Source organism: Bacillus sp. IBL03825 (genome assembly GCF_024712505.1).
GTDB classification, from domain to species: domain Bacteria; phylum Bacillota; class Bacilli; order Bacillales; family Bacillaceae_G; genus Bacillus_A; species Bacillus_A wiedmannii.
This window is the reverse complement of sequence record NZ_JAMXKE010000003.1, coordinates 22,584-34,720: the sequence shown is the minus strand read 5'-3', so window position 1 is coordinate 34,720 and position 12,137 is coordinate 22,584. Positions and strand designations below refer to the sequence as shown.

At 38.5% G+C, this 12,137-nt stretch carries 7 protein-coding genes and 1 pseudogene; all 8 read left to right on the top strand.

The window, feature by feature from the left end; all coding sequences use genetic code 11:
- Positions 1–103: 103 nt before the first annotated feature.
- Positions 104–292, top strand: coding sequence for a hypothetical protein (locus NHG49_RS29660; protein WP_016102679.1), 189 nt, complete (start codon positions 104–106; stop codon positions 290–292).
- Positions 293–452: 160 nt separating this feature from the next.
- The gene (locus tag NHG49_RS29655) at positions 453–872 is read left to right on the top strand and encodes a hypothetical protein (protein ID WP_002139687.1); all 420 of its coding nucleotides are present in this window, start codon (positions 453–455) and stop codon (positions 870–872) included.
- A 66-nt stretch (positions 873–938) separates the two neighbouring features.
- Positions 939–1,289, top strand: coding sequence for a PrgI family protein (locus NHG49_RS29650; protein WP_002139686.1), 351 nt, complete (start codon positions 939–941; stop codon positions 1,287–1,289).
- Positions 1,290–2,204, top strand: coding sequence for a hypothetical protein (locus tag NHG49_RS29645; protein WP_258127046.1), 915 nt, complete (start codon positions 1,290–1,292; stop codon positions 2,202–2,204).
- A 2-nt stretch (positions 2,205–2,206) separates the two neighbouring features.
- Positions 2,207–4,306, top strand: coding sequence for a VirB4 family type IV secretion system protein (locus NHG49_RS29640; RefSeq protein ID WP_002139684.1), 2,100 nt, complete (start codon positions 2,207–2,209; stop codon positions 4,304–4,306).
- 30 nt (positions 4,307–4,336) lie between these two features.
- A complete protein-coding gene (locus NHG49_RS29635) occupies positions 4,337–8,371 on the top strand; it encodes a type IV secretion system protein (protein ID WP_258127045.1) in 4,035 nt (1,344 codons plus the stop codon).
- A pseudogene (locus NHG49_RS29630) lies at positions 8,368–9,501 on the top strand (lysozyme family protein); the annotation flags it as partial. The gene NHG49_RS29635 and the pseudogene NHG49_RS29630, both read left to right, overlap by 4 nt.
- A 790-nt stretch (positions 9,502–10,291) precedes the next feature.
- Positions 10,292–12,088 (top strand): group II intron reverse transcriptase/maturase, encoded by a 1,797-nt coding sequence (ltrA, locus tag NHG49_RS29625; protein WP_258127044.1) that lies wholly within the window; start codon positions 10,292–10,294, stop codon positions 12,086–12,088.
- The last annotated feature ends 49 nt before the right edge of the window (positions 12,089–12,137 follow it).

Below are 12,137 nucleotides of genomic sequence, written 5' to 3'. Positions count from 1 at the left end.
TTTTTGAGGAGAAAGAATAATTATATTATACTTGCTAAGTATGTAATTTTCACATACTTATTTACTTAATTATTACTACATTATGCAGATGTTAGGGGTTATTATGAAAAAGAAAGAAGAAGAATATTATATAAATGTGTATACGCTAAAGGACAAAACTACAAAATCCATAAAAATAGAAACATGGCGTTCATTTAAAGAAGAAAAGAATGTTTTAGGTATTACGGACAGTGACATTTTCCAAATTCAAATGATCTTATACGATCCAAACAAAGACAATAAGCAAAAATAAAAGCAAGATGGCAGAAGAAATGTCTATCTTGCTTTTATTTTTGTTAAATATGTAAAGAAAGTCTTGTGTTTTAAAAATCGCATTGCTATAATATAAACGTAATAGGATTTAACAATAAAATAAAAAATTAATCAGTTCGCATATAAGAGAAGACCTCAATATGCGCCATGTCCTTAGGGGACGTGTGCGTGTATTGGGGTCTTTTTGCGTTTTGCGAGCAAAAACACCCGGAGGTGCAGGAATTATGTTGAATTGGTTGTCTGCAAAGCTTATGACAACATCGGTAGGAGATTTTCTACTGGCAAAAAGTAGTTTTGAGAAGGGTCTTTCTGGGCACACCAGTGGTACGAGTGCTGAAACTGTACAAAAAAGCATGAATACCCTTGTAACAACACTAATTGGTTTTGGTGGTATTTGGGTAGTTGCTTGTGTTGTATTCGCAAGTATTAAACTTTCTGGTGCACAAGGGAAGAACCCTGAAAACCGTACACAAGCCATGGTTGGTTTAGCTTGTGCGGCAATTGGAGGCTTTGTCATGATCAAAGCATACGACATCGCTGCTTGGGTTACAAAAATCTAACATAAGAGTTTGTAAAAGCTCTCCTCTATTTGGGGAGAGCTTCTCTTATACAAGGGAGGAAGCAGAATGAGAAAAGTAACCGTTCCTGTTGATATGACTTCGGAACAAAAAACACTATTAGGTGTGCTGAGCAAACGCCAATTGATTTATCTATTAGGTGGCGGAGCATCCCTTTATTTATATGTACCATTCTTATGGCGGCTATTTGCACCTTTTAATTCGGTAGTAGCATTTTTTATTTGCTTAATTTTAGCAATACCAACGGTAGTAGGTGTAATAGCTTTTGCTTTTATTTATAAAGAGAAACAACACATGTATCTAGATAAGTTTTTCCTTATCAAAATGCGTAGCCGTTCTGAAAAAGGCAAGTGGAGAAAAGGGTACGAGCCAACTACATGGGTAAAGGAGACGTTATAGATGTTAGAAATGATATATTTTGCGGCGATAGCCATTGTAGGATTTTTCTTTTATCGGAAAATGAACGGGAAACCGCTGTTTGGGTCTAAAAAAAAGGGGAAAAACCAGGGTGGGATAGAGAAACACATTGCTGAAAACGGCGGAAAGAAAAATAAAAAGAATATGCCTCCTAAATCAGAAATTGATGAGGATAATGTTGATTTCTTTAGCGCTTTTGTAGAAGACATTAAGGAAATTGACAATCATATGATTCGATATCATGATGACACATTTGTCCTAATCGCGGAAGCACATCCAGTAAACTATTACTTACTTTCCAACATGGAACAAGAAGCAATTGATATCAAAATTGAATCATGGTTAACAACATTAGAGTTTAATACAAAAGTATATATACAAAGTAAATTTGTAGATTTAACAGATCCTGTACGAAAAATGACAGAAACGATGAAAGGTGCGAAGGACCTTACACCAGAGACAATACTATATGGTCAAGAAGTTATCGATAACTTAGAGTACTGGCAACGTTCGCAGCCCCGATATGAGCAAAAACGTTATTTAATTTACCCATACAAGGTGGATATTAGTACGATTACAGCTGATACAGAGGAAGAATTGGAAGAAAAGATTGTAGATAAAGCGTTTAACGAATTATATCGTCGTTATAATGCTTCGCGAAATTTATTATCAAAAGCAAAAATTAATGTAGAAATGTTAACGAAAGATAAATTGATAGAACTCTTATACGTAGCGTTTAATCGTCGTAAAGCTGTGAAAGCACGTTTCCAAGATTTAATTGAAAATGAAAACTTCTCTCTGTATTCAACAGGTGAAACAAATGAGAGAAAACTAGAGTTAATAAAGAAAGTTCTAGCAGAAGAAAAAGCTGAAAAATCAAATAATGGGGTGGCGTAAATATGAAGTTGTTTGGAAAGAAGAAAAAAGAAAAAAAGAAATTAGAAGCAGAAGAGAAGGATGAATTGGAACTAGAGGAGGAAGAGCAGGAGCAAGAAGAGGTACCCACTCAATTAGATAATCAAACAACCGTGTTTGATGTCATTGCCCCAGAAGGCATGAAAATTGATGCAGAAGACTACGGGGTGATTAAGCAGTCTTTAGGAAGTAATACCTTTTTCCGTCCGTTTTATATTCCACGTGATGGATACCCTCGTATGATGCAAACCAATTGGTTGAACATGTTAACTTCAGCTGGGGAAGTCGATGTCATGATTGATATTCATAAGGAGCCAAAAGCGAAAGCGATGCGATCGTTAGATATGCAGCTAACGATGTTACGTTCAAACCTTTCTTTCCAACGCACACGAGGAAACATTGACCAAGAAAAAGACTTAGATGCAAAAATTCAAGATACAAACAATTTAATGGATGAAATTCAATTTAATGAGAATGATTCCTATATGGTGAGTACGATGGCTGTAGCGTATGCAGAATCAAAGAAAGAATTAGACGTTTTATGTGAGTATCTTGAGGATGAAATGCAAGCATCACACTTTAAGATAGCAAGTACTTGGAATCGTGTGAAGAGTGGTTTAAAAGCGGTTATGCCACTAGGGGCACCGAATACACTGCAAGATACATATCGAAATATCGATAGACGAGCCTTATGTACATTTGCACCGTTTGTGTCAGGATCCGGAAGATTTAATGGTGGTGTACCAATAGGAAAGAACAAAATTACTGGGCAAATAGAATTTTTAAATTCGTTCGGGAATGCAGATTATCGCCCACCAAATTATAACATTGGTGTGACTGGGATTTCGGGTTCGGGAAAAAGTTTACTTTTAAAAATGAAGTTAGCTCGTGAAACGTCACTTGCAGATACACATGCAATGATTATCGACCCAGAGGGAGAATTCGTAAAGATTACAAAACGTCTAGGTGGTATTAATTTAAATATTTCACCTGAAAGTAATATCATTATCAACCCTTGTGCGATTGCTGTAACAGAACTTCAGATTACAGATAAAGATGAAGAACTAGAAGCTCTTGAACAATATGATAAGAAAGAACTCATAGAACGTGATGGAGTGAAGTATGTAAGGTTCGTACCAATTTTAGAGAAAATTAATGAAATACTAGGATTCTTTGACATTATTATTCGCGGACAAGATTTTGATCAACCAGGATTAAATGTATTCCAACGTACGATGCTGGAAGATGCGATTCGCGAAGTGTTTGATAAACATGGTATTACGTCTCATCCTTCATCTTTATATACCGATGAAGTAAAAAAGGTGGATGGACAATTAATTCAGTCTCAAGTGAGAAAGCCTGAGCCAGAGTTAAAAGAAATCTACGATGTAATAGTAGAACATCATGGGGACGATGTGAAAGCAGAAGAGTTAATTGCCGCGATTCGTCCGTTCTTACGTGATGGTTCAAAACCATTATTTGATGGACAAAGTCATTTTGGCCGTGGTGTGGAAACACAGTTAAATGAATCACGTGTTGTTAACTTTAATATTAGTCATTTAGAAGAAGGATTCTTAAAACCAATCGCCTTCCACGTTATCCTGAACTATATCTGGGAGCATTGGATTAAGAGCCCAGAACACGCTATCAAACGAAAAGTGTTATATGTGGATGAAATGTGGCAGTTTATCGACTATGAACAAACAGTTAACTTCTTAGAAAAAGTAGCACGCCGCTCTCGTAAGAGAAATGCAGGTATGTGTTGGGCAAGTCAGGACTTTGTTCGTATTTTAGAAAATGTAAAAGCACGTGGTATCTTGCAATCCACTTTCTCTTATTTCTTCTTAGAACAAAATAAGATCGATAAGAAAAAGATCCAAGAAAACTTTAACTTAACTGCTGGGGAGCTTGATATTATTCTCAACAACCCAGGAAAAGGAGAAGGAATCTTCCGTGTAGGGGATAGTTCGGTTTGGATTCAAACAGATCCATCAGACAAAGAAATGATGTTCATTGAATCGAATGAAGCAGTACTACAAGAGCTTTTAAATAACATGAAGAAAGTACAAGGGTACGCGGGGTAATAGCGTACCTTTGAAAAGGAAGGTGAAATTATGCTTGAGAAAATAGTAGAGTGGGTCGGAGGCCTAATTATTGTTTTAGTGAAGGCTTTTCTTGGTCCGGTTTATGCGACTTTGGATCCTCTTCCAGTCTTAGTGTTTGGGGGAAATGGGACAGAAGGAAAAGGGACAAATTTAGATTTCTTATTTTCTGGAGATTCTCTAACCAAAGTATTAGACACAGGTATGCCTGTCATGTTTAAGTTTGTTGCTTTTTGTGTCCTCATCAGTGTAGTGGTTACGGCAGCAAAATATTCAGCGACAGCTATTAATCCGAATAATCGAACGGCATTAATAGAGTATGCGAAAGATTTAATGATTATCTCGATTTGTCTTTGGCATTTGGATTACTTCTATACTCTTATATTTGATATCAATTCGTGGGTAATAGTAGAGTTCAGAGACGCTATCAATGGAGTAAGTGGTGGGAATTTTGACCCGGATAAGGGTACTAAATTTCTACAGCCTGGATTTGGTGGGGCTGGACTTACAATTACTGAGCTGAGTCTGAAGGGTCATGAAAATGACTATATGTTTATTATATTTGGTTTGTTTATAGAAGCTGGTCTCATCGTCTGGGCAAACTTTTACTATTTAATGCGTGCGGTGTCACTATATGTCTTAATGTTAATGGGTCCTTTAATGGTAGGTATGTGGCTATTCCCACAAAAGAAACAACAGACATTATATTGGATACGTGAATTTATGGGGGCAGTGTTCATACAAGCGATTCATGCGATTACCTTATGGCTCATTATTTCTTTAATTGGAGCAGCAAATAGTCCGTTACTCAAATTAATGTTACTTGCTATGTTTATCCCAATAGGTGAGATTGTGAAAAGTTTTATTGGTCTTAGTACCAATGCATCAGGTGGTATTCATAAAGCGGGTACGATGATGGGTATGGGGGCCTTAGCAAGTGTGGCTGGGCTGGTTAAAGGTGTTCGTGATGACTACCGTAATTCGAAAGCGAAACCTAATGATAAAGGGAATAAAGAAGAGACAAAAGAAGATGCTGACAATCCCAAAAATGCATTGGGAGCGAATTTAGGAACAGATATTGGTACAACATCTCGTGCAGCTCGTATGTTAAAAGCAGGGCAAATTGGAAGTTCAATTGGTAAAGCGGCAACGGGACTTGCGGGTATGGCCGCAGGAGCTGGGCTTGGTCCAGAAGGAATGGCAATAGGGACAATGGTTGGTAGTAAAGCGGGTGGAATTACTGGTGCAGTGGCTGGTAGAACTGCTGCTACAGTCGGCGAAGGAGCTGTAGCGTTAGGGAAACATATTGGTTCAAGTGTGAAGAAGGGTGCGGACACGTATTCAAATTTAAATGGAGAATCCTATCCAGAATTAACCGATGAAGATATTGCACAGGATTTAGCTACAAAAGATTTTGAATCTTGGAAAGCGGATAATCCTGATTCAGCAGTTACGAGTCGATTAAAACAAGCATTTCCTGGTGCTTCCGATGCAGAAATTGCTAAGAAAGTAGCGAAAACCAATAGTGATCAAATGTCTCATTTCAAAAATCAGCGTAACCAAGATTTACAAAGTATGAAGAAAAACGCTACACCATATGGAAACGCTAGAGATCTAGTAAATGCAGCAACAAATGCATTCCAAAAAGGATATGAGGCAGACCATAAAGATACGTTTATGAGTCAACTGCCAGAAGGTATGCCAGTTGAAGAGAAAGAGAAAAAATGGAATGACCATCTGAACTCAAAAGTACAAGGATTTAGAAATCATGCAGAACAGGCGGCAACAAAAGCTGGAGCAATGCCAGCTGATGCAAAAGATAAGCAAGGAAATAACTTGTTTGATAAGTCCTATGTGAATAAAGATGCTTTTGCTTCTCAACTTGCATTAGGAAAAGTCGGAAAAGCAGTTGAGGATGTAAAAGGGGAAACGTTAGAGAGTGGCCATCAAAACATGGGACAGGTTGGTGCTCTTGTAGGAGCTTCAACCGCTGCGTTTAAGAAAGCATATACTGCAGATCATAAGGCTGGATTTATGAAGCAATTGCCTGCGGATTTACCACAACAAGAAAAAGAAGCGGCATGGAACAAGCATGTAGGTCACAAAGTACAAGGGTTCGAAAATTATGCCCAAAGAGCTGCGGAGCAAGCAGGTATTGTTCAGCAAAAAGACGGTACAAGCTATGCGAATAAGAAAGCTTTCGCTTCTCATTTATCACAACAGTTACAAAATAATCCAAACTTAAATGCAATGGGTGTATCCAGTACTGCAGGCATTCAAAAGGCAGTCAATGGCGTGAAAACACATGGTTTGACAAGTGGATATGGAAGCCAGAATGCCAAACAAGTAAGTAATGTTGGGAACCTGGTCCAAGCTTCTACGGAATCCTTTAAACAGGGATATGCGGCAGAACAACAAGCAACCTTTATGAAAAACTTGTCCCCAACCATGTCTCAACCGCAAAAAGAGCAGGCTTGGCAGACACATTTAAACCAAAAAGGAAATGAATTTAAAGCAGTAGCTCAGCAAGCAGCAGTACAAACTGGAGCGATGCCAGTACAAGCAAAAGATACGAGTGGTAAGAGTCTACATGCCCAGTCGTATATCAATAAGGATGCTTTTGCTTCGCAATTAACGAAAGGCTTACAGAGTCATGCAACCCTTGGGACAGTGAGCCAACAAGTAAGCTCTGGGATTACAAGTTCTATTCAAGGAGTTAGATCACACGGTGTTGCTGCAGGTGGTGCAATCAATAAAGCTGTGTATGCAGCTACACAAACGCAAGCGAGTATGGCGAGTGCAGGAAATCTTTCCGTTGCTGAAATTCAACGTTCGTATGCAGATGCGTCTGCAGGTGTAGCAAGTATTGCACAAAGTGCTGGCAAAATGTCTATCCCCACTTCAGCTGTGGGACGTATGACACAGCAAAGTACGAAGGTTGGCATGAGTGTGATGGAAGGTGTCAAACATTTTATGCCTACAAATGCACTAGAGAATGTTTCAAAAGCATACTTTAATGCGTCAGATGCTGTTCAGCAGGCAGGAGGGAATGCAGTACAAAAAGCGATAAGTGGAAGTGCAGCCGCTGTTCATACTTCATTAGGAGGTAACGCGGCAGAACGCCATTACAACGTCACAAAAGGATTAAGCTATGCTGCTGGTGTGATTGGTGGCGCAGGTGCTTACCAAGCAGCTGCACGTACGGTAAGTAAATATAACCCGTACAATAAAGCAGTTCAAACTGAAGCAAAAGAGATTCAGGAGATTCAGAGAATGGTACCAACGACAACAGACCATACAGGAACGCAATCTGTTGCCAAAGGGGCTGTACGTTTAGTTACGACGAATAACAAGTCATGGATTGAAGCAAAAGATTCCAGTGGGATGACACAAGTTGTATCTCGTTATGGTAGTGGAGATAGCAGTATTCGTTCCGGACAAATGGTATATCAAGATTTAAATATTGCAGACGGGCAGTTGACACAGTACCGAAATGGTATGAAAGCTTCTCCAGCATATATACAAGATTCAAGTGGTGGGAAAATTAGTATAAATCGCTCGATTAATGCAAATCCAAATCAATTGGTAGGAAATCAAAATCCAAGACCAATACAACAAAAACCAGTAATGAGCGAACCGCCAATCACTGTGAATCATAAAGTAGACAATGGGAATTTCTACATGTCCGATTTAGACCAGGGTGGATATAAGAATGTACAAATGGTCGTAGAAAGAGACCGTAGTTATATGGTAGCTACTACAACAGATGGTACGATCTCACGTATCTCACCATTCGGAAAAGGAGATACACGTTTACAAACAAACCAAAGAATTGAAAGAAATTGTGAAGTAAAAGATAGTAGCATTAAACCAAGAGAAGAAATTTTGGTTACACACACACAAGACGAAACCGTACGTGCAGAGACAAACCTGAATTTATCAGAATATGATCCGCAAAATCTGATTCCATTTGCGCCAAACCCACGTTTAGCACAGCGAAAAAGACGAAATAATGAGCATGGAAAGTATGGTGTGACAAGTCTATGAGTCAGAACCCAAACGATCCAAATGAACAGAAAAAAAGCAATCCCTTAAAAGATGTAGCGTCTCACTTTATCAAGAAAAAAGGGATGCAAGCTCGCGGGAAAATGGCAAAATTGGCAGGAAAAGCAGGAAGGGCGGCAGCGAAAGCTGCTGCCAAACTGCTAAAAAAGGCAACACTTAAAATTGTAGGGTCAATATTAGCCGCGGTTGGATTACCTGCAGCTATCATTATGTCGCTGATTATTGTGGTGTGTGTCATTTTAGCATCATTTGTACCGTTTACAAAAGATGAAAGTAAAACAGAAGAACAAGTAAAAAAGTATATGGAAGTTTCAATGGCTCTAAATGTGGATTGGAAAGAGATTGTTGCTTTTGACATGGCACGGTATGATAATGATCTCACCGGTAAAGATCCACATGATGCGATTTCATATTTTTTGGATATCCAATATGAAGAATATACGGAAAAAGAGGTATGTGAGGCAGGACCAAACGGTCCTTGTGAAAAAAAGAAAAAGGAGATGCAAAAAACAAAATCTGAGAGTTACTCCGGACCAGATGTAAAAAAGATTTTAGGAGATACAGATTTTAAGAAAAAAATAGATGAGATTAATGCTAGTGGTAGTAAAAAGGTGACAACCTCTTCTCATGGGCTAGAGAAAGCGATGGAACTTGCAAAATTTAGTGAGAGTCAAAAAGATCGTGCGCGTGAGATATTAGCTGCAGGGATGTTAGAGGGAATGTATGGACATCTAGCCCCAACTGGTGGATTTATCGGGGGCATGTGCGTAGGTTCTGTTAGTCCTGGTGGAGAGCCTGTTAATATCAATGAAAAAGTAACAGGTTATCTTCCCAAAATTAAAGAGATGGCAGAAAAACATGGTGTTGCTCAATATGTTGGTATTCTGGCAGCTCAAATGATGCAGGAATCAGCTGGAGCAGGTAATGACCCAATGCAATCATCAGAGGGTCATTATGGAGACTTGAGTCCATCTTGTATAGGTGTAAAAGGAAATGCTCGAATGGGGTGTATTACAGATCCGAATATTTCTATTGAAGCAGGAGTACAGGAATTTAAAGATGTGCTAGGGCAAGCGAATGGTGACGTCGCTCTCGCCTTACAGTCATATAATTGTGCGACACGTTCCTAACTGAAAAGGTTAGGCGCTGATTCAATATTCAGCAGAACTATTATTTCGAGAAGTCAAATGATAGGGTAACGCCTTGAAGGGCTTCCTCTGATACTCCGACATGCAGCATACAAAAGATAAGCCTGTAGTTGTGTGAAGCTCGGTGAAGTCGGCTGAGAGCTACCGTTAAAGTATCTCGATACTACGAAAACTGTCCAGCGGTGGATGGTGTAGCCTATAGGCCGGGAGTCTAAAAAGCACTCATGGGTAGAATGGATTCAACAAAACCAACGGGTAGGCAGAATCTGACGAATCTTCGAATGTACGGGTCTAGAACGATGACACATAGAAATGTGTGTGCCACGAGCGTGGTGCTGATGTGGATGAGTAAAAATAGTTGTTATGAAAGTCCATATGTCGTTATAGGCGACATCAAGTCAGTAGGCTTAAAGGAGAACCCTAAAAGTGTTATGCATAGATAGAAATAATGGAACGTGGAAAGCCACCAACATGGAGAACTTATCTTCGAGGAAGTGTTTGAAGGGAAGGTGTTTGTGAGATTAGCAAACGTATAACCTTCATTTATGGTGGTGAGAGTGATGGCATAGTACCGGTGAAGCAATGGAAACATTGCAGAGGGATAGCCGTTAGTCTGATGAAAGATTGACCAACCGTTTCAAAAAGCTACGCAGTCGAATTATAAGGTTCTTGTGAGACTAAAAAAGGTAAACTCTGAAAGGAGATCCGACTTATAAAGAAAACTGAAAAGCTTAGACACGCTGAATATTATGATATGCAGTCTACACTAGATGACTTGTATCAGCAAAGTCAAAACGGTAACAACTTTTATAAATTAATAGAGCTTATGAAGATGGATGAAAACATACGTTTAGCATATCGAAATATAAAAAGAAATATGGGAAGTCTTACAGCTGGAACAGATGGAATGACAATTAATGATATTAAAATGCTTTCAACGGATGAAGTGATAGAAAAAGTAAGAACGATGTTTGGTTGGTATGAACCACAATCTGTAAGACGCGTATTTATACCAAAACCAAATGGAGACCGTAGACCTTTAGGGATACCAACCATATGGGACAGATTATTTCAGCAATGTGTATTGCAAATATTGGAACCAATATGTGAAGCGAAATTTCATAACCATAGTTACGGTTTTCGCCCTAACCGAAGTACACATCATGCACTAGCGAGAATGAAATCTTTAGTGAATAGAAAAGGAAACGGATTTCACTACTGTGTGGATATAGACATTAAAGGTTTCTTTGACAATGTGCATCATAGAAAACTTCTAAAGCAATTGTGGACGATAGGTATACGAGATAAGAAATTACTTTCTATCATTTCAAGACTACTGAAAGCAGAAATTGTAAATGAGGGTGTTCCTCAAAAAGGTACTCCGCAAGGAGGAATACTAAGTCCGCTTCTATCTAATATCGTACTCAACGAATTAGATTGGTGGGTAAGTAACCAATGGGAAACGATAAAGACCTCACATCCATATAAGGGAAATAGTGAAAAATATCGAGCGCTAAAGAAAAGCAAATTAAAGGAATGTTTCTTAATTCGATATGCAGACGATGCAAAAATATTATGTCGTGATTATGTAACGGCTTTAAAAATGTTTGAAGCAACAAAAGACTTTCTTAGAACACGCCTACATCTGGATATTAGCCTTGAAAAATCAAAGATTATAAATTTGAGGAAAAAAGCGAGTCACTTTTTAGGCTTTACAGTTAAGGCAAATAAGAAAGGAAACAAACATGTGGCTCATAGCAGAATGTGTGTGAAATCCAGAAAACATGCGTATAGCAAGCTGAAAAAGGCTGTTAAAGATATAAGCAGAGAACAAACACCGGAATCAGTACGGCGATTTAACACGACTGTAATGGGAATACAAAATTATTATTCAGCCGCCACACATATAAATCACGATCTAGATCACATGAGTTGCCATCTCATAAGAACACTCTATAATCGACTGAGGCGAGATTGGAAAAAAGCCACTAAGAGTGACATGTCGACTGTATTAAAGAAAAGATATAAACGATACAATCCTAAATTGTATAAAATCAAAGACATCGTATTACTACCTATCCATGCGCAGAAGCACAAACCGGCTAGAAATTTTACTCAGTCTATCTCAAATTATACAAAAGAAGGTAGAGAGAAAATACATGATACGCTAAAAGCCGTAGATAGGGAGACACTCCGACATGTACAGCGTTTTTATATGAAGCATCGAACAGTAGAATACAACGATAACAGAATTGCAAAGTTTATTGCACAGTATGGAAAATGTGCCATTACGAAACAAGAAGTTGGATTAGTAGGTTGGCACTGTCATCATAAAATTCCGTTGGAATTTGGGGGACAGGACAATTATGAGAATCTGGTAATTGTACTAGAAGATATACACTTAGCAATTCATAGCGATGATTCAGATAAGGCAAAATCAATCTTAAATAAGTACGACATTATTGAAGATAAGAAAGTGATGTTTGACAAGCTGAGAATATCAGCGCGTCGACATCCTATCTTTTCTTCAATACAAAAGTTGGTCAATTGAATTAGATGGAGCGCCGTATGAGGTGAAAGTCTCACGTACGGTGTGAAGT

Bases quoted from the DNA above. Each gene is read 5' to 3' on its own strand.
- NHG49_RS29660 (WP_016102679.1), top strand. From the start codon at position 104: ATGAAAAAGAAAGAAGAAGAATATTATATAAATGTGTATACGCTAAAG.
- NHG49_RS29655 (WP_002139687.1), top strand. From the start codon at position 453: ATGCGCCATGTCCTTAGGGGACGTGTGCGTGTATTGGGGTCTTTTTGC.
- NHG49_RS29650 (WP_002139686.1), top strand. From the start codon at position 939: ATGAGAAAAGTAACCGTTCCTGTTGATATGACTTCGGAACAAAAAACA.
- NHG49_RS29645 (WP_258127046.1), top strand. From the start codon at position 1,290: ATGTTAGAAATGATATATTTTGCGGCGATAGCCATTGTAGGATTTTTC.
- NHG49_RS29640 (WP_002139684.1), top strand. From the start codon at position 2,207: ATGAAGTTGTTTGGAAAGAAGAAAAAAGAAAAAAAGAAATTAGAAGCA.
- NHG49_RS29635 (WP_258127045.1), top strand. From the start codon at position 4,337: ATGCTTGAGAAAATAGTAGAGTGGGTCGGAGGCCTAATTATTGTTTTA.
- ltrA (WP_258127044.1), top strand. From the start codon at position 10,292: ATGCAGTCTACACTAGATGACTTGTATCAGCAAAGTCAAAACGGTAAC.